Here is a 21,598-nt window from a genome sequence, read left to right as displayed (position 1 = left end):
CTTATCGGATAATCAGGGAGCTGTATTTCTTAACGATACCGGCCTGCACCTTGATACCGTTCTTGTTTGCCGTGCGTACCGCGCCGCGCATCAATTTGCTCATCCGGCGCGTATTGCCGTTGCTGTGTTTAACCAATTCAAAAAGCGTTTCTTCGTCCGCATCAGGCAAAGCCGCTTTCGCAATCTCAAAGAGTTCCTCGTCCGGCAAAGATTCGCCCAAATTCAGCGCAACCGACACGCGGCTGTAAAGCTGTACCAGCTCGCCATGCTTACCGCGCAGGTTAGCCACCAGTCGGGGCATACCGCTCAACACCAAGCCGCAGCCCGTCTCATCGTGCAGACGGCGTACAATTTCAAGGGCGCGTTGCGGCAGGTTTTCCGCCTCATCGACCACAATCAGCCGTTCAGAGCCACCTAAACGGTAAGCCGTCTCCTCAAATAAATCGTTAAGTGTTCCACTGGTCGTCAATTTGACGGATGCTGCCAATTTCTTCATCAATACCAAAGCCGTAAAGCTCGGGTTCGCTTCAATCAGTATGGCTCCGTGTTTTTCGCAGTAGTTTTTGACCGCCTGCGTCTTGCCCAAGCCTGCCTGACCGTAAATGACGGCAATCTCGCCAGCCTCATGCGCATCGCGCATCACTTCCGCAATACGGCGGGTCGTCTTAGTCGATACAAAACCCAACACCAGCTCTTCACGTCGCGCCTTACTTTCCTGCATCTCCAAAAACGCCTCGATTTTCGTCTCGATGGTTTCATAATTGCCGCCTTTATCGGCATAAGTGCCGTTCAGATACATACTGATGGAGGCCGGCGAAGTATCGATACCGCGTGCCAGTTGGGTTTGGTTCATACCCGATTTTTCTTTAAATTCAACCAGTTTTTGTTGCAATGCTTGATTGATTTGTTTCATTTTTAATATCCTTGAGTTTTAAACAACCTTTAAAGGCCGTCTGAAATGAAAGAGTTTTTCGGTTTAGGCAAAAACGTTTGAGCCTGATTCTGTCCAGCGGGAACACCTTGAATCTTTGCTTGAAGTCGTTGAATCCGCCCAAGAGCTCGCTTGAGTTTCAATTTTTCAATAAGCTCGGCCGAAAACGCCGCATTTTGCTGTTTGTCCATCATGTTTTCCTTTATCTATCCGCCTCAAACAACACAAAATCGTCTGTGCCCGTTTTCGGCAATACCGCATACTCCGCCTCGATGACGTTTCCGCCCAAATGTCCCAGCTCGTCCCAAGCTGCCGCCTGTTCCAGTGCCGGATTGACTTCCGCATTCGCGAGCTTGATTGCATTTTCCGCCCGCTTGATTTTGCCTTTTCGGCGTTTTTCCGCCAGTTGGTCGATACGCGCCGTCGGGAAAGCCTCGCGTGTATTGCCGTTGGCCTGCGCCTTAGTGATAAACTTGCCGTCCATATCAAACACATTGACCGCCGACGCATCGCTCAAATCGTAGCTGACCCGTACCTCGTCTTTGTGATACTCCGCCAGCCCGGTTGAGAAATAAGAGTTGTTGAACAAATCCAGCCAACCGCGCTGTACCTTTCGCACCTCTTGCGGCATAAACATCGTCGCCAGCTCTTCCGCCGACAACATATCCGGCGCGATACCGTCCTGTTCCAGCCTCATTTCCCGATAAGCCTTCGGCGAATAATGCCCGCCGTCCGGATGTCGGGGCAGCTCGCCGTGCGGGCGGTTGTTGTATTCGTCGATACACTTGACCACATCCGCGATAAAACGCGACCAGCTCGGCAGTTTTTTCAAATATTTCTGTTGCTCCTCCGTCAAATCCTTGCCTTTTTCCAAGGCGTTGAACGCACTTTCCATCTTGCGGTACATCAGGTTCTTCGTACTGCTGTCCATCCCCGCGCCCGCAAACGTCTCATACTGGCGCGCCATCTCAATCAGATTGTCTTTCCACCATCGCTCGATGATGCCTCGACCTTGCGGGTTGCCCGCGATACCCGTTTCATGTCGGATACCCAGTCGGGACGTAATACCCGTGATTTCATGGTCTATCGTCTTACCCGTCTGACCGCCGCCGTTATCCGAGTAATAAATAATCGGCAAACCATAGTGCTTGACCCCGATACGCAGAGCGTCCGACACTGCTACGCAACTTTCAGCCAGCGACACCGAAAATCCCACCACAAACCGCGTACATCCATCAATAATCACCGTAACTTCAGGCTTAAACGGCCTGCCGTGTACCGGATGTGCCACCTTCGCCTTAAAGCTGTGGCCGTCGCCGATCCAAACATCGTTTGGCTTCAAAGCCCCCCAATCACGTTTCACATAAGGCAGCAGCGATTTATAAGCCGCCCCCGTTTTCCTGCCGCGCTCCTGCATAATCAGCGGCAGCTTGTCCCAAACGCGCCGCACCATACTCAAGTTAGGCACATCATTGACCGGCATATTTTCCGCTTCCGCCCACTGCACAAACCGGCGGTAGCTGTGCGCCAGCTTCGGCGCGGACGGGATATTGTGAAACTGCATAAACATCGGCAACCAACCGTAGCTCTCAATCGGCTTAACCGCCTTCGTCGTCTTCGGAGCCAAAGCCACCAGCCGCTCCGTCGCGTTTTCCGCTTTCAAATAAGCAGAAATCCAGCCGTCTAAAGTACGTTCGCCAACCTTCGCCGACCGGCTGCGGTCATTGGCCTTTTCCAAATTCCCAAGCGTAACCGCGTCCAATTTGCCTTCTGCCAGCAAGCCCAAAAACTGAGCCACCGCAGCCTTCGCAGAGCAACCGTATTGATATTTGATACCCAACACCGCCGCCACCACCGCACATCGCGCATCCGCCACCGACCGTTGTTTCTCGTTCAACAGCTTGGCCGCTTCAGCCAGTGCCTGAGCCGACATCGCCGTCCCCGGTCTGACTTGGGGCAGCATTTTCGGCATCTTCTCCGCCAGTTCGTCCGACTGCCGTTTCATGATGGCGGCTCGGATTTCAATAGGTAGGGCATATTCAACACCACCACCCTTACCTTGACGCCTTCTCGTTTGCCAACCATCCCTTTGCGCTTTTTTTCTCAGCCCTATTACTGTTCTTGGCATATTTGGCAACCCAAAATCAAGCAGGCTTTTGAGGTCCATATATTCCATTTCAACCCACTCCGAGCATCTCTTTCAATTCAGCTATCTTTTTGTCTCGACAATCTGTTTTCTTGTAATGCGGAAAAACTTCAACTAAATCTTTTTGAATCACTTTCGCGATTGCTTCCGCAATTCTTTTGCTTCCTCGTCCATTTCTTATGACCTCAGAAACAGATTGGTTAGTTACCCCTAAAGCCGAAGCCAACATTCTTGCCGATATATTTTTTTCTTCTAAGGATTTATAGATTTCGTTCGCTTGCATAATGCCTCCATGATAGAATCCCTTACTTACCTTACAGGCTTTAATGCCTGCCTTAACTGTTACCTGAATGATATACCCAAAATATTTGGTATAGCAAATATATTTGGTACTATTTTGCGGTGTTTTTTATGGAACGCATTGATTTAGCATTGAATTTAGTTGAAGAGAGAAGCCGACTTGGATACTCTCGAAAGAATTTTGCTGAGCAAACTGGATGCAGTGCAGAAAGTTTGAGACTGTATGAAAGCGGGCAGGTCAACATTCCTGCGGACTTTTTACTTGCTGCTGTCCAATTAGGGGTGGATATTCAATTTGTCTTTACAGGCATTCATTCGGCAAATTTAAATGCTGTTTCAGACGACCTTAATAAAAAACTGGACGACGCTATTGGCAAATCAAACGTTGAAAATCAGATTAACGGCAACGTCAGTAACGCTGTTATCGCCTCATCTGGTTCTGTTGTTCATCAAATTAATACCCAGAATCATGTCATCAGAACCCGTGTCGATTCAAAACCCGGTAAGGAACACATAACGCTTGAGCAAGCCTCAAAGCTGCAACAACTTGTTAAACAAGTTGCCGCAGCCGAAGAGATTGCCAAACGATCGCCAAAATCAATCCGTGCAATTTGGGCTAGTCTGAATGCTCACTGTAAAGTTCCAAGTTACAAACTAATCGCATTGAGTGATTACGACAAAGCAGAAACTTATCTCAGAAAATGGCTGGGTAGGTTGAGTAATACAGCAACATCAAAGAACAACGATCCCGACTGGCGAAAAAAGAAATACGCTTATATCAAATTAAATGTAAAACAACTTGAGCTTGAAGATTGGTTGAAAAGTTACCTCGAAAAAAATTTCTCAGTAGAAAGCCTGACTGAATTAAGTGATGAAGATTTGCAAAAAACATATGCAGCAGTATCGACTAAAAAACGGAAAAAATAGGCTTAAACATGAAACTCCGCCTTTAAATTCAAGTTTCATGTTTAGCTTATAGTCTTCAGATGCTTTGTTTTTTAGATGTATGATATTAAGAGATTTTTTCAAACATGGAACTGTTGTACGAGTTCCATGTTTAGTTTCTAGTTAAAGCCTTTTATAAACATCCTCATCAACCACGCCGAAACCGACCCGCGTGACGGCCTATATGTCTTGCGTATAGGCAATGACCTCTTTGTCAAACGTGTGCAACGCATACCGGGCAAACTGCTTGTAACGTCTGAAAATCCACGTTACGCACCGTTTGAAATAGATTTGAGCAATGCCCAAGACGACATCGCCATCATAGGCCGTGTTGAGTGGTATGGCCGGAGTATTGATTAAATCCATTTTAAAAACCTCTTAAAACAGTTTTAAAAATTCCCTAATCTCGTCAGCTTTAAAACAGAAAACCGCGCATTCCGGCGCGGTTTCGTGAAAAAGCTGGTGTAACTTTTCCAGATACAAAAAAACGCCGAAATCCACGTCTTTCGAAGATTTCAGCGTTTTTTACTCTATTTGTTCCTTGTGCAAAAACTAACAGTCCCCCACAAATTCAAGATTGTTCTTTCACATCCACCAACCTCGTTCCGGCAAGGAAGTCATACAGAAACTGCCGGTCGGGATTCAGCAGGGCGAACCCCCACGGTAAAATCAGCCAAATCAATGCCGCACCGGCCGCGCCCTTGGGCGGAATGCCGAGAAAGTGGCGCAATCCGGCATAAGCAAGGGCGGGGACGAATACGGTGAATATGCACGCCCAAATAAAGCGCAGGCGCAGCAGGTGCAAAGACGGCTGTATGCCGTTAAGGTCGCACAAGCCGATTTTCCACGTCCTCATCGCCAAAGTCTGCCCCTGCCCGTGCCAGTTGGCGCGGAAATAAAGCCACCACGAACCGACAATCAGGATGCTCGTAACCAATGCCGAAAGCGCAGCGGAGACGGGATTGAGGAAAATGGCGGCAATGCCGGCAAGCAATGCCGCCGGACAGGTTGCCGCGCCTGCCAGCAGCATTTCATACAATATGGCGGCAAAGCGGCGTTTGAGTGGGGCGGTTTTCAGTGTCATCATCTTTTCAATCGTAATATGCCGTCTGAAGCACGGGCGGGTTTCAGACGGCATTCATACAGATATGCCTCGGACGATTAACGGTGCGGACGTTTCTGACCGCGCGACTGTTTTGCCGCCATTTGGTTGATTTCCTGACGGGTCGGGCGTTTTTTGAACATAGCGTGCGCCTCGTCCACCGAACATTTTTGCGCCAGGCAGATTAATGTGACGGCATCTTTTTGATATTGTCCGCCGCTGTGGTACATCCGGCGCAGGTTGGCCTCGTTGACTTTGCCTTTTTCCGGATCAATGTCGAATTTTTTCAAACGTTCGATAAACAGACGCTGCTGTCGGCGGGATGTCCAAACAAAACCGCCCGCAGCGGCAGCGACAATGATGGCGGCAAGCAGGATGGCGAGCGGCCAAGAATCGACGATGAGCACGATAATCAGGCTGAGGACGGCGGTAGTCAGTAAAATCAGGCCGCCCAAGCGCAGTTTGGTCTTATTGTCCATAGGGTTGATGTTCCTTTATTAAGGTGGTCGTGCCGTCTGAAATGTTTTCGGACGGATTGGTGAATACTTTTCAGGATTAACGGTATTTTACAGTATTTTCGTATTTTGGGGATTGCCGCTTTATTTCGCCAGCGACACGGCGAGTTGTTTGAACGCCGCCCACGCATCGCCTTCTTCCGCGCCTTTGATTATCCTGTCGATTTCGGCACAGGTTTTCAGCGCGTCAAGCAGGCGGGGGACGGAAATCCGTTTGACCGCAGCCGGAGCGAGCGTCTGCTTGTCGCCCCAAAGCCTGAGGCTGTTGCGGACGGCTTGGACGCTTTGACCCTGTTTCAAGGCGGCGGCAAGGCGGATCAGCGTCCTGATGTCTTCGGCAACCGCCCACAGAAGCAGCACCGGTTCCCCGCCTTCTTCCCGCAATCCGTCCAACAACCTGCATACGCGCGGCACATCACCCTTCATCCACGCGCCTGCCAGTTGGAACACGTCGAAGCGGGCAACATTGGCGACGGCGGTTTGCGCTTCATCGATATTGACGGTATGCCCTTTCGGATACAGCAGCGCGAGCTTGTCGATTTCCTGACGCGCCGCCAACAGATTGCCTTCCACGCGCTCGGCAAACAGTGCCAATGCGTCTGCCTCGATACCCAAACCGATTTTGTCCAGCCGTCCGCGTATCCATTGGGGCAAGGCCGCCGCGCCGACCGGTTTGGCTTCCCACACTTCCCCCTTTGCCGCCAATGCGGCAAACCATTTGGACTGGAGCTGGGTTTTCTCCAGTTTGGGCAGCAAAACCAGCGTTACCGTATCTTCCGGCAGTCGGGCGGCAAAATCCTGCAACGCCTCGCCGCCATTTTTGCCGGGTTTCCCGTTGGGGATATGCAGTTCCAACAGCTTCAAATCGGCAAACAGACCCGCACTGCCTGCGGTTTGCAGCAGTTCGTTCCAATCGAAAGACGCATCGGCGGTATAGGCTTCGCGATTGAGATAACCCTGCTTCTTCGCCGCCGCCCTCAATGCGTCCAATGCCTCGATACGCAACAGTTCTTCCTCGCCGTGGATGACATACAGAGATTTCAAAGGCGCGTCCGTGTCGATGCGTCCGATATGTGCCGCCACGTCATTCCGCCTTCAGAAAGGTCAGGCGGCGGACAATTTGTTCGGCGGCATCCTGCCGCATTTCCGCCCACAGGGTTTCTTCTTCTTCCTGTTTGCCCAAAATTTCGTTGTCGGCATAAGCAAGGACGCGGCGGACGGACACGGTCATCGGTTTGCCGACCGGCTCGCCGTGCTTCAACGCCTGTGCCTCAACCGTCAAGATTAAAAGATATTCGTTGATGACTGCCGCACGGGTAATGGTATAGGTTTCCTTGTTTTGGGAAACGCTGTCTATACGCAGGGTCATCTGCGCGCCGGCAGCATCGTCCACCCTGCCCGAAGCCTGATACAGCGCGATTTCCAAAGGAAACTGCAATGCCTGTCCGCCTTCGATGTGCCAGCTCCGGTAGGTCAGCGGCGGAGAAATGCCGTCTGCACCTTTCAGGTGGAAACCGCACGCGCCCAGCATCAGCACTGCGGCAGTAAGAAACAGTTTGTTCATGGCTTGCCTTTCTCAAAAGCACAAAGTCGGTAGATTATATCAGCGGCGTGTTCAGACGGCATTGCCGTCCAGCCAAATCAGGCTCGCCATACGCCCTGTCGCTCCGTCGCGTCGGTAGGAAAAGAAAGTGTCCCGTTCCAAAACCGTACAATGCGTGCCGCCGTACACGCCGCCCACGCCTTCGCGCTTCAGAATCAGGCGTGCCAGCGCGTAAAGGTCGGCAAGGAATTTGCCGCCGCCTATGCCTTCAAATGCGGCGGCGGCTTCGGGCATGGGCGTGCAGAACGCATCAAACACGTCCTGCCCGACTTCAAACGCATCCGCACTGATGGCGGGGCCGAGATACGCCATGATTTCAACAGGCGGAACCTTCATCGCGGCAATGGTGTTTTGCAATACGCCGCCCGCCAAACCGCGCCAGCCCGCGTGTGCGGCGGCAACCGCCGTACCTGCCCTGTCGCAAAATAGAACGGGCAGACAGTCTGCGGTCATCACGGCACAGGCAGCCTTGCCCGTGTCGTCCACGGAAGCGTCGGCATCGGGCGTGCCGTCCAATGCTTCGGCAGCGTTGACGACGACGGTACTGTGGATTTGATTGAGGTAGGCAACGGGCAATCCGACCTGCTGTTGCACGATTTCGCGGTTGCGGCGCACGGCTTCAGGGTCGTCGCCGACGTGCGTACCGAGGTTCAAACTCTGATACGCACCTTGGCTCACGCCGCCGTTGCGCGTGGTAATCAGGGTTTTCACATTGGCGGGCGCGGGCCAATCGGCGGTCAGGAAGTTTTTGCCTTTCGGGGCAAGATTTAGGGTTTCTGTGATGGTTTTCATTGGATATTGAATAGGTGTGTGGCGGAAAGGGTTGATTAACTGCCTTCGGGGCAAATGGATGCTTGTTTTTTCGTCATTCCCGCACAGGCGGGAATCCGGAGATTCGGGATTGTTTTCAAACGTTCGGGTTCGGATTCTTGCAGGCGCGGGAATGATGCCCTTATATATAGTGGATTAAATTTAAATCAGGACAAGGCGACGAAGCCGCAGACAGTACAAATAGTACGGAACCGATTCACTTGGTGCTTCAGCACCTTAGAGAATCGTTCTCTTTGAGCTAAGGCGAGGCAACGCCGTACTGGTTTAAATTTAATCCACTATACTTTCTCCGAGCTTTATATGTTTCAACAGAGGACGGCACATCAAGCACCGCACTGCGTGTTGCCCGAACGAGGCTGCCCTCCGATTAGATTCTATCGCTATAAACAGACGGGTTTCAACCGAAAAGGAATGGGGATAAAGTCCGTTTCCGACACCCCTCGGGCGATGCCGTCTGAAAACCAATCTCCACTTTCAGACGGCATTGTTTAGGCGCGGTCATTTTGCAAATTAAGGTTAAGGCGTGTATGCTTGCCTTCCCTTAAAAACAAAAACGCAACACATTATTATGAATATCCTCAGTAAAATCAGCAGCTTTATCGGAAAAACATTTTCCCTCTGGGCCGCGCTCTTTGCCGCCACCGCTTTTTTCGCGCCCGACACCTTCAAATGGGCGGGGCCTTATATTCCTTGGCTGCTGGGCATTATTATGTTCGGTATGGGTTTGACGCTCAAACCTTCCGACTTCGATATTTTGTTCAAACATCCCAAAGCCGTCATCATCGGCGTAATCGCACAATTCGCCATTATGCCGACAACCGCCTGGCTGCTGTCCAAACTGTTGAACCTGCCTGCCGAAATCGCAGTCGGCGTGATTTTGGTCGGCTGCTGCCCGGGCGGTACGGCTTCCAATGTGATGACCTATCTGGCGCGTGGCAATGTGGCTTTGTCGGTTGCCGTTACGTCTGTTTCCACCCTGATTTCCCCATTGCTGACTCCCGCCATCTTCCTGATGCTTGCCGGTGAAATGCTGGAAATCCAAGCGGTCGGTATGTTGATGTCCATCGTCAAAATGGTTTTGCTCCCCATTGTTTTGGGTTTGATTGTCCATAAGGTTTTGGGCAGTAAAACCGAAAAGCTGACCGATGCGCTGCCGCTGGTTTCCGTTGCCGCCATCGTGCTGATTATCGGCGCGGTAGTCGGGGCAAGCAAAGGCAAGATTATGGAAAGCGGCCTGCTGATTTTTGCGGTTGTCGTACTCCACAACGGCATCGGCTACCTGCTCGGCTTCTTTGCCGCCAAATGGACCGGCCTGCCTTATGATGCACAAAAAACGCTGGCTATCGAAGTCGGTATGCAAAACTCAGGCCTGGCCGCCGCGCTTGCCGCCGCACACTTTGCCGCCGCGCCGGTCGTTGCCGTTCCGGGCGCATTGTTCAGCGTGTGGCACAATATCTCCGGCTCGCTGCTGGCAACTTATTGGGCAGCTAAAGCCGGTAAACATAAAAAACCCTAAACGCCTTTCATCATAATGCCGTCTGAACGGGGCAAACGAAACCGGCGGTTTCTGCCCGGCCCCTTCAGACGGCCTTTGTTTGAAATCGGCGGGGACGATTGCTCGGCTGCTCCGGTTCGGCTGCCTGCGTTCGCCCCGCCTTTCAAGCCGCCTCACTCCCTTACATAAACCACTTCGACATCATAGTCGTCTTCGTTCCAATCATCGTCGTCATCCGCGCCGAGTTTGTCCTGCCATTCTTCTTCATTGTCCAAGGCGGAATCCAAACCGGCTTCGAGGCGGAGGACGGACAACAAATGATATATATCGTCGGGAATCGGGGCTTCAAACGAAACGGTTTCGCCGCTTTCCGGATGGACGAAACTTAAGCGGTAGGCGTGCAATGCCTGACGCGCGCCCAGACTTTTAACGGCTTCTTTCACCGGTTCGCTGCAGGGATGGCGCAGGTTGCCGTAAACCGGGTCGGCAGCAAGAGGATGGTTGGCTTCGCGCATATGCACACGGATTTGGTGCGTCCTGCCCGTTTCGAGCGAACATTCGATGTAGCTGTGGGCAAGATAGCGTTCCAACACTTTGACGTGGGTAACGGCTGGTTTGCCGCCGAATTTGACCACCGCCATTTTCAGGCGGTTGTGCGGATCGCGTCCGATTTGGGTTTCGATTTTACCGTCAAAGGGAACGATGCCGTTGGCGACGGCGCGGTAGATGCGTTTGACCGTGCGCTCTTGAAGCTGTTGCACGAGGGAATTTTGCGCCGGCAGGGTTTTGGCGACCACCATCAGGCCGCTGGTTTCTTTGTCCAAACGGTGTACGATGCCTGCACGCGGTACTTGGCTCAATTCGGGGCAATGCGCCAACAGACCGTTGAGCAGGGTACCGCTCCAGTTTCCTGCGGCCGGGTGGACGACCAGTCCGGCCGGTTTGTTGACGACGATGACGGTATCGTCTTCGTAAACAATATCCAAATCCATAGGCTCCGGCATGAATGCCAGATTCTCCTCACTCGGGCGGACGGTTACACGGATTTGCTCACCGCCTATCATTTTGTCTTTGGGTTGCGAAGGTTTATCGTTTACAATAACCGCGCCTTCTCTAATCCATGATGTCAACCGGCTGCGCGAATAGTCTGGCAGAAGTTTTGCCAATACCGCATCCAACCGCCCGCCGGCAAGCTCGAGCGGAACAGTCAGACAAATACAGTTTTCGGTTTCCGGGGCTGACACAAAGTCTGAATCATCGCTATAATCGGATTCATTATCAAAGGAAGTATTCTGCATGAAAAAAATTCTTTTAACGGTTTCATTAGGTTTGGCACTGAGTGCCTGTGCCACCAAAGGTACGGTAGATAAAGATGCCCAGATTACCCAAGACTGGAGTGTGGAAAAACTCTATGCCGAAGCCCAGGACGAGCTGAACAGCAGCAATTATACGCGAGCTGTCAAATTATACGAAATCTTGGAATCGCGCTTCCCTACCAGCCGCCATGCCCAGCAATCCCAACTGGATACGGCATACGCCTACTATAAAGATGATGAGAAGGATAAGGCGCTGGCCGCCATTGACCGCTTCCGCCGCCTTCACCCTCAACACCCGAATATGGACTACGCGCTGTACCTGCGCGGTTTGGTACTGTTCAACGAAGATCAGTCTTTCTTGAACAAGCTGGCCTCGCAAGACTGGTCCGACCGCGATCCGAAAGCCAACCGCGAAGCGTATCAGGCCTTTGCGGAACTCGTCCAACGCTTCCCCAACAGCAAATACGCCGCCGATGCGACCGCACGCATGGTCAAACTGGTCGATGCACTGGGCGGCAATGAAATGTCGGTAGCGCGTTACTACATGAAACGCGGCGCATATATCGCCGCCGCCAACCGCGCCCAAAAAATTATCGGCAGCTATCAAAATACACGCTATGTCGAAGAATCACTGGCCATATTGGAACTTGCCTACAAGAAGTTGGACAAGCCCCAGCTTGCCGCCGACACACACCGCGTTTTGGAAGCCAACTTTCCGAAAAGCCCGTTCTTAAAGCAGCCGTGGCGGTCTGACGATATGCCCTGGTGGCGTTACTGGCACTGATTCCGCACCGATGTCATGATGCCGTCTGAAGCCCTTTCAGACGGCATTTCCCGTTCCGGCACAAACCTTTCCGTTCATTCAAACGGTTCTCCCTGCCGTTAACCGCAACGCCCTTTCTGTTTTTGACGCACACAGAAAATCAAACGATATGCCTTGCCGGCACGAACCGGCGTTAACGCCAAAATGCCGTCTGAAGTCCTTTTAGGCGACATTTTCCGTTCCGGCACCAGCCTTCCCATTCACTCAAACGGTTTTTTCTGCCAATAGAATTTATACCCTCTCAAACGTTGAGCCTTCACGCCGCCGCGTCCCAAGCCGAATTGCAGCGCGCCCGACAAATCCGTCCGCAACAACTTGATGCCGTGTGCGCGGACACGGTTCTGTACCGCTTCGGTCGGATGTTTGTAGGCGTTGGCATAACCGCTTGAAGCAACGGCATATTCGGGCGAGACGGCATTGAGGAACACGCCCGACGAGGACGTATTGCTGCCGTGATGTCCCAACACCAACACCTGGCTGTACAGGTTGCCTCCATACTTGCCGACCAGGCTTTCCTCGCCCTTCATATCCAAATCTCCGGTTACCAGCAAAGCCGCACCGCCGGCCACAACACGCAAAACACAACTTTTCCCATTATCATCGATGTTTTTGCGTTCAGACGGCCTCAAAAACTCGAAATCTACGCCGTCCCATTGCCAACGCTGTTCCGCACAATGCCGCGCCCCCTCATAAAATTCCGGCTGCCCGGCATAAATCCCGCCGTTCGGTATCTTGCCGACTGCCTGAAAACCGCCGTCGTGGTCACTGTCGTGATGCGACAAAACCAGCTTGTCCAAACGGCGGACACCCGCCGCATTCAAACTCGGCACAATCCCCGTCTGCGCCGCCGATGCAGTTCCGGTGTCAAACAAAAGATGATGATTTGCCGTCTGAACCGACACCGACAAGCCCTGCCCCGCATCCCAAACCGTAACCACAGCCTCATTTTCCGGCACGCCGGGCGGACGGTAAAACACAAACCCTGCCAACAGCAACACCGCCCACGGACGCAAACCCAAGCCGCGCGGCAGCAGCAACATCAAAGCGGCACACACCGCCAAAACCAACAGCGGCAAAGGTGCGGCGGCAACGGCAAACTCGGGCGACACATCGGCAAGCCACACCAAAAACCGCAAAGTGTATTCCGCCAAAAATGCCCCAACTGTTGCAAAGGCGCAAACGGCACGACCGAACCCAGCAACGCCAGCGGCGTCAACACCCAAGAAAACCACGGAATCGCCGCCGCATTGACCAAAGGGCTGATTAAAGGCAGCGAGGCAAACAGATAACCGAGCAAAACCAACGACAACACCGAAGCCGCCCACTGCCCGCGCAAAGCAGTTTGCCGTTTCCCCTCGTACAAACGCCCTGCACACGCCCATATCAGGGCCGCCACCAAACCGAAAGACAGCCAAGTTCCCACACCCAAGACCGCCAAAGGGTCGAACAGCAGCACCGCCGCCAACGCCTGCCACCACGTCGCCCACGCCGACAGCCTTCCCCTGCGCCACGCCCACGCAAACGCCGCCAACATCAAAACACTGCGCTGCGTCGGCACGGAAAAACCGGCAAGCAGCGCGTAAAACAGCGCGCCTGCACACCCCGCCGCCAAAACCCACACGCGCGGCCGGGCAGGAAGGCGCGGGGAACAGGCAAGCAGCCGCTTCGCCAGCCACGCAAACAGTACCGCCACCATCGTAACGTGCAAACCCGAAATACTGACCAGATGCGTCAGCCCCAACGGCCGGAACGCCTGCCACAATTCGGGGCGCAATGCCGACTGTTCGCCCACGCTCAACGCGCGCATCAGCCCGATGCCGTCTGAAAGCCCGCCGTCCGCATCCGCCTGCTGCCAATTACGGCTGATGCGGCTGCGCCAAACCGCAATCCCCCAACCGCTTCCGTCATGCAGCAAAACCCTGTCCGCACCGACCGTCCCCACGCCGCCTATCCCGTTGGATAATGCCCACGCCTCACGGTTCAAACCGCGCAGGTTCAACTCCCCGACGACGGGGTGCACGCGCGCCGTTATCCGCCATCTGCTCCCGACCGCCCATTCGCGCCGTTTGTAGTCCGACAGCAGCAAATCGAACGTCCGACCACCGCTGTCCACAGCCTTTGCCGCAAACTGCACACGCCGCCCGTCCGACCTCGGCATATCCGCCACTTCCACCGTCAACGGCACGCCTGAAACCGCCTCCGCCCGCCATTGCGAAGACAGTGCCGCTTCCGTTCTGAATACGCCGTAAGCCGCGCCCGCCAACACGCACAGCATCAGACCGGCAAACGCAAAACGCCTTGCAAACACAGCAAAAACCGCAAAAGCCGCCAGCCAAAACAGCCAATGCGGCACGACCGGCAGCGCAAACGAAGCCGCCACGCCGACGACCCAACACGGCAAAAACCAACGACGGAACACGTCTCCCCACTCCCGATATTTCAAAAATAAACAGATAATAAAGCAAATCCGAAAAGCCGTCATAAAGGAAAGTTCGTAAAAATGCCGTCCGAACTCAGGCTTCAGACGGCATTTTTATCAGACGACCTTCACATCATCCCTACAACTCAATCCCTTTGAGCTTCGCCACGGTATTGATGTCTTTGTCGCCGCGACCCGACAGGTTGACCAGAATCACTTGGTCTTTGCCCATTTTCGGCGCGTTTTTCACCGCCCAAGCAACGGCGTGGCTGGATTCCAGCGCGGGGATAATGCCCTCGTATTTGCACAACAAATCAAAGGCCTCGAGTGCTTCTTCGTCTTTGGCGGCGGTGTATTCGACGCGCTTGATGTCGTGCAGGTGGCTGTGTTCCGGGCCGATGCCGGGATAATCCAAGCCTGCTGAAACGGAGTGCGTACCCAAAACCTGACCGTTTTCGTCCTGCATCAGATAGCTGCGGAAACCGTGCAATACGCCGATGGGGGCTTTGCTGGTAATCGGTGCGGCGTGGTCAGGGGTGTCCACACCCAAACCGCCTGCCTCCACGCCGACGAGACGCACGTTTTCTTCTTCGATATACGGATAGAACAAACCGATGGCGTTCGAGCCGCCGCCCACGCAGGCAACGGCAACATCAGGTTGGCGACCGATGGCTTCCAACATTTGTTCTTTGGCTTCATTGCCGATCACGCATTGGAAATCGCGTACCATTTCAGGATACGGCGCTGGGCCTGCGGCAGTGCCGATGATGTAGAACGTGTCATCCACGCGGGCAACCCATTCGCGCATCGCTTCGTTCATCGCATCTTTGAGCGTGCGGCTGCCGCTTTCTACTCCGATCACGTTCGCGCCCAACAATTTCATACGGAACACGTTGGGCATTTGGCGTTGGATGTCGTCCGCACCCATATACACGTCGCAAGTCATACCGAAACGGGCGGCAACAGTGGCACTCGCCACGCCGTGCTGACCCGCGCCGGTTTCGGCAATCACGCGTTTTTTGCCCATACGGCGGGCGAGCAATGCCTGACCGATGGTGTTGTTGACCTTGTGCGCGCCGGTGTGGTTCAAGTCTTCGCGCTTCAACCAGATTTGCGCGCCGCCCAGATGTTCGGACAACCGCGCGGCGTGGTAAACGGGGCTGGGCCTGCCGACATAATGTTTCAAATCGCGGCGAAACTCCGCCCAAAATTCAGGATCGTTTTTCGCTTCATTGTAGGCCTGTTCCAGCTCTTTCAAAGCGGGAATCAGGGTCTCGGAGACATAAAGCCCGCCGTGTTCGCCGAAAAAGCCCTTCTCGTCGGGTGCTTGGTAATTCTTCATCGGATTTCGTCCTTGTGCTTCAGGTTTTCAGACGGCATTTCCGTTTTTTCAAACATGCCGTCTGGACGGGAAATTGTCGGCAATTATAACTGCTTTTCACACAAGCCCGCCATTTCAAAAAAAGCCCGATACGCCGCCGCTTTTTTCGCCAAACTCAAAGGATAGGCGCGCGAAGTCGAAGGCAGGCGCGTCAGGGTCAACTCACGCCCAGCATAGGGAAACGGCACTGTTTCGCCTGTCTTCGGCATTTTCATGCCGCTGCCTTGAATCTCCAACAAAACTTCGGTTGCCTTGCCACCAGTAGTGCAAAGATGGCGGCACTCGGGTATTTTCGCCAACACCGCCGCCAAATCGACGGTTTCGACCACTTTTAAAAACTTGTCGGACGCATTGCCGTGTTCCCTTGCCGCCTTCAACACGGTCGGACAGGACGCAATCCCCCGTTCGCGCAAAAACGCCTTGATTTTCTCCGCATCAAACGCTTTTTCAGCCGGCATCTGGAAATGCGCCGCATCGTTAAAAAACACCAGCCCGTAAACGCGCCACATATCGTTTTGGAAATTCGGATAATGAAACTGCATCGCGCGTTTGTCTTCCTTGGGCGGAAACGTCCCCATCATCATAACCGCAGCCTTCGGTGGCAGCACGGGATCGAAGGGATGGGTTTCGATTTCAAGCAGATTTTCAGACACGTCCAATCCTCCAACAGGCAAAACGTTTTGCACCAAACCGCCAAACACGGCAAGCCTTCAAACAGCATTATCACGCCCTGCCGTTTTCGGTTACAATGCCGACATCAAACGGATACTGTAAACACATTTATGTTTCAACACACAGGACGGCACATAAAGCACCGCCATATGTGCCGTCCTGATTTGGAAGGAGTTACGCCCCTCCCAAACAGAGTCTGATTCTACCGCCCTAAAGGGCGGGGTTTCAACCGAAAAGGAAACACGATGAAAGAACACAAAGCCCGCAAGCGTTTCGGGCAGAATTTTTTGCAGGACACGCGGATTATCGGCGATATTGTCAACGCCGTGCGCCCGCAGGCAGATGATGTCGTGATTGAAATCGGTCCGGGTTTGGCGGCGATTACCGAACCTTTGGCGAAGAAGCTGAACCGCCTGCACGTTATCGAAATCGACCGCGACATCGTATGCCGTCTGAAAACGCTGCCGTTTGCGGATAAACTGGTGATTCACGAAGGCGATGTATTGCAGTTTGATTTCAACGGTATCGCGGGCAAAAAGAAAATCGTCGGCAACCTGCCCTACAACATTTCCACGCCGCTTCTGTTCAAACTGGCGGAAGTGGCGGACGATGTCGCCGATATGCACTTTATGCTGCAAAAAGAAGTGGTCGAGCGCATGGTTGCCGCGCCGAAAAGCAACGACTACGGGCGTTTGGGCGTGATGCTGCAATATTTCTTCGATATGGAGATGCTGATTGAAGTGCCGCCCGAATCATTCGACCCTGCGCCGAAAGTAGATTCCGCAGTGGTGCGCATGATTCCGGTGAAACACCGTATCGGCAAGGCGGACGATTTCGAGCATTTCGCCAAACTGGTAAAACTCGCCTTCCACCAGCGGCGCAAAACCATACGCAACAACCTGAAAGAACTTGCAGGCGACGATGATTTGCAGGCAGTCGGCATCAATCCGCAAGACCGCGCCGAACATATCGCGCCGGAAAAATACGTGGCGTTGAGCAATTATCTGGCGGGCAAGGCCGTCTGAAAAGAGGTGGCGGAAATGGAAGGCAACCTGCAAAAAACCGAACGTTTAATCCGCGAAATCAACCGCCTGCACGCACAATATTCGCAAGATTATTTTGAAACCGGCAAAGTACGGAAAATCAATTTGAGCCGCACGCTCAAAAACGTTCCGACCGAGCATATTTTGTCTTACCGCCTTAATTTGCACGAAGCGGTTAACGATTACCTAGCCTTTGCCGACACGCGCGGCATAGACTTTTTCTACCGCGTGAAAACCGCAGAAAGCATACATGATAAAATCAGCCGCTATCTGGCGCGCAGCAACCAATACCCGGCCAACAACATCCTGAACGATATTTTCGGCGCGCGGCTGATTTGGCCGTCTGAAACAGTTGTCGGGATTTTGGAAAAACTTGATGGCTGGAAAACAGAACACGGCTTGAAAAACTGGTATTTGCGCGATGCCGGCGGCTATATCGGCATACACATTTATTTCAAAAACAGCAGCAATTTCTACTATCCGTGGGAATTGCAGGTTTGAGATGAAAAAGATGCCAAAGCCAATATTGAAAACCATATGATGTGCAAACGGAATTTCGTGCGTTGAATTACCGGCAAGCCGCATTGAAACCGTTTATAACTGTTTATAAGAAAATAAACCATAAAATACACAACCGTACTCCTGACTTTTCTTTTAACTGCCTGAGGGAATAAACCATGAAATACACAGCCGCACTCCTGACTTTTCTTTTAACTGCCTGCATGAACCCGAACGATGCGTTTTTCCAAAACCGGCGTTATCAAATGCTAGAGGCACAATTGAACGGTTCAAATGCCATTTTCCATTACGGTTATTCCCAAAATCCCGATCATGATTTATTGGTCGACCAAGTCCGCGTGCCGGACGCGTACAGGGCTTCATTTGAGCGGGATTGGATAGCGAAGGAGCAAGGCTACCGCAAAAACGACTGCGTACTGGAAAGAGCGGAAAGCGGGGGTGTGACGTACTACACCTGCGATGCGGAAAAAGGATTCAACGGCACACGTTTCGTCATCTATGTCGTGAATATGAAAAACGACAAAGGCTACGTCAAAGTTTACCGGAGCATGAATAAGCCGAATCAGGAAGAGTTAACCAAATTGGTTGCCGATTTGAATAAGTTTTACCCTTAATCAGTCAGACGGATTCAGACTGCCTGAAAAGAATGGACACTATGATTAAATTCAAAAACGTACACAAACATTTCAAAGACCTGCACGTCATCAACGGCGTGAACTTGGAAATCAAAAAAGGCGAAGTGGTCGTCGTCTGCGGGCCTTCGGGCAGCGGCAAATCCACACTCATCCGCACCGTCAACCAGCTTGAAAGCATCGAAAGCGGCGAGATTTGGGTGGACGGTGTCAACGTTGCCGACCCCAAAACCGATTTGAACAAAATCCGCGAAGAAGTCGGCTTCGTATTCCAAGGCTTCAACCTCTACCCCCACCTGACCGTATTGGAAAACATCACCCTCGCACCGATGAAGGTTAAAGGTCAAAATGCGGAACAGGCGGAGAAAAAAGCGATGGAACTTTTGGAACGCGTCGGACTGGCGCACAAAAAAGACGCATTTCCGTCCCAACTTTCCGGCGGCCAGCAGCAGCGCGTGGCGATTGCGCGCGGACTGGCGATGGAACCGCGCGTGATGCTGTTTGACGAACCGACTTCCGCGCTCGACCCCGAAATGGTCGGCGAGGTATTAAAAGTCATGAAAGACTTGGCAGAAAGCGGCATGACCATGATGTGCGTAACCCACGAAATGGGGTTTGCCCGCGAAGTCGCCGACCGGGTGCTTTTTGTCGATAAAGGGCAAATCCTCGAAGACGAAACGCCCGAAGCGTTTTTTACCAACCCGAAACACGAACGCGCCAAGCAGTTCCTGCAACAGGTCATGACCCATTGATGCCATGCCGTCTGAAAACCGAACGTTCAGACGGCATAGCCCAACACCGCAAGATGATTGAGAAAGAAAACCATGTATTTTGTTGACCGCACCGCCGTCGTCCTCAAGCCGACCGTCCGCTTTTTGGAATGGCTCAAAAGCACCGACGAAAATATGCCCGACCTGACCATAGAGCAGCTTCGTGCCAACTGTTCCGTCTTCCTCGTTCCGCAGTTCGACGAACCGGAAGCCGTCGTTTCCTACTTCGACGAACGCTACCGCCAGATTTTTGAGGCGGAGCTGGCAGGTTGGGACATCGACAAGGACAAATGGCCGCAAGATATGGGGCTGAAGGCGTTTTGGGAATTTTTCGACATCGAAATCCACGATATGGTTTTGGATATGGAAGAAGCGGATTTGAACATCACGCCCGTGTTCGACAATATGATGTAACGCCATGCGCGCCTTTCAGACGGCATTGAGGCCGTCCCGTATTCTGAACATCCTGACCGTATCGCTCCACTCGGCTTCCATTGCCGTCTGCCTGACCTGGTTTTACGGCCGGATGATGTGGTTCGGTTTGGCGGCTTTGGCGGCAAGTTACGCATACTCGCTCAGGATAACGAACCTGAAACACCGCCATGCCATAACCGCCATTACCATAGACCGCGACGGACAGGCGGAAATCGTATCCGGCAAAGACAAAACAGCGGCAACACTGGCGGGCAGCAGTATGGTTACGCCTTATGCCTTATTCTTACAATGGGACACAGGCGGCAAAACCGTCAGCCAATGCATCATGCCCGACATGACGGACAAAGAATCCTACCGGCGGCTGAAAGTCTGGGTACTTTGGCGGCAGCCGAAAAAAACCGCCGAAACCGATACATCAGACTGATTTCAGACGGCATTTGAAAACGAAACACTCATGAAAACACTACAAGACTGGCTCTCGCATTTGGAAACCGCACACAGCGGCGGTTTGATCGACATGGGTTTGGAGCGCGTAGGCGAAGTGAAAAAACGCATGAAACTCGAGCCGCAATGTCCCGTCGTCGTCGTCGCGGGAACAAACGGCAAAGGTTCGGTCTGCGCCTACCTGACACAGATTTACAAACAGGCAGGCTACAAAACCGGTACGCTGACCAGCCCGCATTTATTGCGTTACAACGAACGCATCGCTGTCAACGCCGAACCCGTTTCGGACGATACGATTATTGCCTCTTTCGAGCGCATCGAAGCCGCGCGCGGCGAAATATCACTGACTTATTTTGAATTCAATGCCTTGGCGGCTGTCGACATCTTCATACGCGAACAAGTCGACGTAATGATATTGGAAGTCGGCTTGGGCGGACGCTTGGACGCGGTCAACGTGTTCGACTGCGATTGCGCGGTGGTTACTAGTGTAGATTTGGACCATCAGGCGTTTTTGGGCGATACGGTCGAGCAGGTCGGCTTTGAAAAAGCAGGCGTGTTCCGCAGCGGCAAACCCGCCATCTGCGGTCAAAATCCCGCGCCCGAATCGTTGGTCGCACACGCCGAAGCCATAGGCGCGAAACTGCTGATGGTGCAGCGCGATTTCGATTTCTCCTCATTGGAAAACATCCAATGGAACTACCGCTTCCGGCCCAGCCCCGCACGCAACCGCAATGCCCTGCCCTTCCCTGCATTGCGCGGCGCATACCAGCTTCCCAACGCCGCCTGCGCGTTGACCGTATTGGAATGCTTGAACGGCAAATTGCCGGTGGACATCGGTGCAATCAAACGCGGATTGCTGCTGGTTGAAAATCCCGGACGCTTCCAAGTCCTGCCCGGCCGGCCGCTGACCGTATTGGATGTCGGACACAACCCCCACGCCGCCCGCGCCCTGCGCCGCAGCCTGATTAATTTGGCGTTTGCGCAAAAACGCACCGCCGTGTTCAGCATGTTGTCCGACAAAGACATAGACGGCGTATTGGAAATCGTTAAAGACCAGTTTGACGAATGGTATATCGCACCGTTGGACGTACCGCGCGGCATGACGGCGGATGCACTGAAAGCCAAATTGGAACAACACCACATCGAAAACATACAGACATTCGCCGCCGTCCGCGAAGCATACCGGGCGGCAGCCTCAAAAGCGGGCGAAAACGACAGAATCGTCGTATTCGGCTCATTTCATACCGTTGCCGACGTGATGTCGGTACTGTAAAAG

At 53.0% G+C, this 21,598-nt stretch carries 20 protein-coding genes and 5 pseudogenes; 13 read left to right on the top strand and 12 right to left on the bottom strand.

Annotation, left to right across the window (positions count from 1 at the left end; all coding sequences use genetic code 11):
- Nucleotide 1: 1 nt before the first annotated feature.
- Nucleotides 2-913 (bottom strand): AAA family ATPase, encoded by a 912-nt coding sequence (locus DBY86_RS01345; RefSeq protein WP_107818616.1) that lies wholly within the window; start codon nucleotides 911-913, stop codon nucleotides 2-4.
- A 67-nt stretch (nucleotides 914-980) separates the two neighbouring features.
- Here DBY86_RS01345 and DBY86_RS14045 point away from each other — a divergent pair.
- Nucleotides 981-1,067: pseudogene (locus DBY86_RS14045) on the top strand (GntR family transcriptional regulator); the annotation flags it as partial.
- 66 nt (nucleotides 1,068-1,133) lie between these two features.
- Here the strand turns inward: DBY86_RS14045 and DBY86_RS01335 are convergent.
- On the bottom strand, nucleotides 1,134-3,107 hold the full coding sequence (locus DBY86_RS01335; protein ID WP_159068531.1) for a Mu transposase C-terminal domain-containing protein: 1,974 nt from the start codon (nucleotides 3,105-3,107) through the stop codon (nucleotides 1,134-1,136).
- Nucleotide 3,108: 1 nt separating this feature from the next.
- Complete coding sequence (locus DBY86_RS01330; protein ID WP_002232388.1) at nucleotides 3,109-3,360, bottom strand: helix-turn-helix domain-containing protein; 252 nt, start codon at nucleotides 3,358-3,360, stop codon at nucleotides 3,109-3,111.
- A 128-nt stretch (nucleotides 3,361-3,488) separates the two neighbouring features.
- On the opposite strand from DBY86_RS01330, the gene DBY86_RS01325 reads away from it, so the two are divergent.
- Entirely contained in the window at nucleotides 3,489-4,304 is an 816-nt protein-coding gene (locus DBY86_RS01325; protein ID WP_002224561.1) for a transcriptional regulator, read from the top strand.
- Between the two features lie 156 nt (nucleotides 4,305-4,460).
- Nucleotides 4,461-4,682 (top strand): annotated as a pseudogene (locus DBY86_RS01320) (S24 family peptidase); the annotation flags it as partial.
- Between the two features lie 211 nt (nucleotides 4,683-4,893).
- On the opposite strand, the gene DBY86_RS01315 reads toward DBY86_RS01320, so the two are convergent.
- The 5 genes from DBY86_RS01315 to pgeF all read right to left on the bottom strand — a co-directional run bounded on the left by DBY86_RS01315 (nucleotide 4,894) and on the right by pgeF (nucleotide 8,334).
- On the bottom strand, nucleotides 4,894-5,460 hold the full coding sequence (locus DBY86_RS01315; RefSeq protein ID WP_107818614.1) for an RDD family protein: 567 nt from the start codon (nucleotides 5,458-5,460) through the stop codon (nucleotides 4,894-4,896).
- A gap of 23 nt (nucleotides 5,461-5,483) precedes the next feature.
- On the bottom strand, nucleotides 5,484-5,903 hold the full coding sequence (locus DBY86_RS01310) for a hypothetical protein (protein WP_003707923.1): 420 nt from the start codon (nucleotides 5,901-5,903) through the stop codon (nucleotides 5,484-5,486).
- 120 nt (nucleotides 5,904-6,023) lie between these two features.
- Nucleotides 6,024-7,022, bottom strand: a complete 999-nt coding sequence (holA, locus tag DBY86_RS01305) for a DNA polymerase III subunit delta (protein WP_107818613.1) — start codon at nucleotides 7,020-7,022, stop codon at nucleotides 6,024-6,026.
- 1 nt (nucleotide 7,023) lies between these two features.
- Nucleotides 7,024-7,503: an LPS-assembly lipoprotein LptE gene (locus DBY86_RS01300; RefSeq protein ID WP_107818612.1), complete on the bottom strand. Its 480-nt coding sequence runs from the start codon at nucleotides 7,501-7,503 to the stop codon at nucleotides 7,024-7,026.
- A 51-nt stretch (nucleotides 7,504-7,554) separates the two neighbouring features.
- Nucleotides 7,555-8,334 (bottom strand): peptidoglycan editing factor PgeF, encoded by a 780-nt coding sequence (gene pgeF, locus DBY86_RS01295; protein ID WP_107818611.1) that lies wholly within the window; start codon nucleotides 8,332-8,334, stop codon nucleotides 7,555-7,557.
- Nucleotides 8,335-8,499: 165 nt separating this feature from the next.
- Between pgeF and DBY86_RS14040 the strand changes: the two are divergent.
- Together DBY86_RS14040 and DBY86_RS01280 are read left to right on the top strand one after the other, a co-directional pair.
- Nucleotides 8,500-8,723, top strand: a pseudogene (locus DBY86_RS14040) (hypothetical protein); the annotation flags it as partial.
- Between the two features lie 218 nt (nucleotides 8,724-8,941).
- Nucleotides 8,942-9,889, top strand: a complete 948-nt coding sequence (locus DBY86_RS01280; protein WP_107818608.1) for a bile acid:sodium symporter family protein — start codon at nucleotides 8,942-8,944, stop codon at nucleotides 9,887-9,889.
- Nucleotides 9,890-10,041: 152 nt separating this feature from the next.
- On the opposite strand, the gene rluD is transcribed toward DBY86_RS01280, so the two are convergent.
- Nucleotides 10,042-11,166 carry a 23S rRNA pseudouridine(1911/1915/1917) synthase RluD gene (gene rluD / locus DBY86_RS01275; RefSeq protein ID WP_107818607.1) on the bottom strand — a complete coding sequence of 375 codons (1,125 nt, stop codon included), beginning with the start codon at nucleotides 11,164-11,166 and terminating at the stop codon, nucleotides 10,042-10,044.
- Between rluD and DBY86_RS01270 the strand changes: the two genes are divergently transcribed.
- Complete coding sequence (locus DBY86_RS01270; protein WP_107818606.1) at nucleotides 11,165-11,968, top strand: outer membrane protein assembly factor BamD; 804 nt, start codon at nucleotides 11,165-11,167, stop codon at nucleotides 11,966-11,968. The two genes, rluD and DBY86_RS01270, sit on opposite strands and share 2 nt — an antisense overlap.
- A 239-nt stretch (nucleotides 11,969-12,207) precedes the next feature.
- Here the strand turns inward: DBY86_RS01270 and DBY86_RS01265 are convergent.
- From DBY86_RS01265 to DBY86_RS01255, 3 genes and pseudogenes are all read right to left on the bottom strand, one after another.
- Nucleotides 12,208-14,426: pseudogene (locus tag DBY86_RS01265) on the bottom strand (DNA internalization-related competence protein ComEC/Rec2).
- A 139-nt stretch (nucleotides 14,427-14,565) separates the two neighbouring features.
- Nucleotides 14,566-15,768 (bottom strand): tryptophan synthase subunit beta, encoded by a 1,203-nt coding sequence (gene trpB / locus DBY86_RS01260; protein ID WP_107818605.1) that lies wholly within the window; start codon nucleotides 15,766-15,768, stop codon nucleotides 14,566-14,568.
- Between the two features lie 83 nt (nucleotides 15,769-15,851).
- Nucleotides 15,852-16,391 (bottom strand): DNA glycosylase, encoded by a 540-nt coding sequence (locus tag DBY86_RS01255; protein ID WP_234403361.1) that lies wholly within the window; start codon nucleotides 16,389-16,391, stop codon nucleotides 15,852-15,854.
- Nucleotides 16,392-16,724: 333 nt separating this feature from the next.
- Between DBY86_RS01255 and rsmA the strand changes: the two genes are divergently transcribed.
- The 7 genes and pseudogenes from rsmA (at nucleotide 16,725) to folC (ending at nucleotide 21,595) form a co-directional block, all read left to right on the top strand.
- A complete protein-coding gene (rsmA, locus tag DBY86_RS01245; RefSeq protein ID WP_107818603.1) occupies nucleotides 16,725-17,504 on the top strand; it encodes a 16S rRNA (adenine(1518)-N(6)/adenine(1519)-N(6))-dimethyltransferase RsmA in 780 nt (259 codons plus the stop codon).
- Nucleotides 17,505-17,519: 15 nt separating this feature from the next.
- A pseudogene (locus DBY86_RS01240) lies at nucleotides 17,520-18,089 on the top strand (nucleotidyltransferase family protein).
- A gap of 110 nt (nucleotides 18,090-18,199) precedes the next feature.
- Nucleotides 18,200-18,655: a hypothetical protein gene (locus DBY86_RS01235; protein WP_107818602.1), complete on the top strand. Its 456-nt coding sequence runs from the start codon at nucleotides 18,200-18,202 to the stop codon at nucleotides 18,653-18,655.
- A gap of 41 nt (nucleotides 18,656-18,696) precedes the next feature.
- Nucleotides 18,697-19,425: an amino acid ABC transporter ATP-binding protein gene (locus DBY86_RS01230; protein WP_002240396.1), complete on the top strand. Its 729-nt coding sequence runs from the start codon at nucleotides 18,697-18,699 to the stop codon at nucleotides 19,423-19,425.
- A 72-nt stretch (nucleotides 19,426-19,497) separates the two neighbouring features.
- Nucleotides 19,498-19,857, top strand: coding sequence for a hypothetical protein (locus DBY86_RS01225; RefSeq protein ID WP_002214147.1), 360 nt, complete (start codon nucleotides 19,498-19,500; stop codon nucleotides 19,855-19,857).
- Between the two features lie 4 nt (nucleotides 19,858-19,861).
- Nucleotides 19,862-20,302 carry a protein YgfX gene (locus tag DBY86_RS01220; RefSeq protein ID WP_107818601.1) on the top strand — a complete coding sequence of 147 codons (441 nt, stop codon included), beginning with the start codon at nucleotides 19,862-19,864 and terminating at the stop codon, nucleotides 20,300-20,302.
- 30 nt (nucleotides 20,303-20,332) lie between these two features.
- Nucleotides 20,333-21,595: a bifunctional tetrahydrofolate synthase/dihydrofolate synthase gene (gene folC, locus DBY86_RS01215; RefSeq protein ID WP_107818600.1), complete on the top strand. Its 1,263-nt coding sequence runs from the start codon at nucleotides 20,333-20,335 to the stop codon at nucleotides 21,593-21,595.
- The last annotated feature ends 3 nt before the right edge of the window (nucleotides 21,596-21,598 follow it).

It is taken from the genome of Neisseria bergeri (assembly GCA_003044455.1).
GTDB classification, from domain to species: Bacteria; Pseudomonadota; Gammaproteobacteria; order Burkholderiales; family Neisseriaceae; genus Neisseria; species Neisseria bergeri.
The sequence above is the reverse complement of the archived record's forward strand: the minus strand, read 5'-3'. Positions and strand labels throughout refer to the sequence as shown.